The organism is Pseudomonas sp. 86_A, from assembly GCF_017491705.1.
GTDB classification, from domain to species: Bacteria; Pseudomonadota; Gammaproteobacteria; order Pseudomonadales; family Pseudomonadaceae; genus Aquipseudomonas; species Aquipseudomonas koreensis.
On the sequence record NZ_JAFGYS010000094.1, the window covers coordinates 1 to 499 of the forward strand.

Annotated in this window: 1 protein-coding gene; it reads right to left on the reverse strand. The window is 58.3% G+C overall.

The features are described 5' to 3' along the window. On the reverse strand, positions 1–436 hold a 436-nt coding region (locus J5M57_RS28150; RefSeq protein WP_207938500.1), incomplete at its 3' end, for a hypothetical protein. Positions 437–499 lie beyond the last annotated feature (63 nt).

Consider the following 499-nt stretch of genomic DNA (forward strand, 5'->3'; position numbering starts at 1 on the left):
GTCGGGATAGCGTTGTGAGTGATTGCCGAACAACGGGGGCGAAATCGTCGGGGGATAGTTTGGATGGTGGCCGGTGGCCACTCGCGGTCTCTAGCGCGATGGTGACGAGTCTTCGGATCACGGCCGTGGGGGTTGCCAGAGGAATCGGTGAGTAGCTGGTCTCTGACGGCGTTGGGCCGAGAAGAGCGGCTTGTGCTGGGGGATTCCCCACGTATTCGTTGGTGGCCACGTACTTGTTGGTGTCTACGTGATCATTGGGGTGTTCGCTGGCATCCAGAACTGCGCGGCTGGTGACGTGATGCAACAAGGTGAACCCCGGGATCGGTTTTAGCAAGTCCGGTTCAATGAAGGGTCGGGCCGAAGGGGGAGCAATGGCATTCGACTCGGTGGCTATCGCTTCTTCAGCTGCTGAGTTCATGGTGGTTGCGGTGTTCATACTTGATTCGACGTAAAAATGCGCTGACGGTTCCATCCGGCGCGATATATGCCACGCCCACAC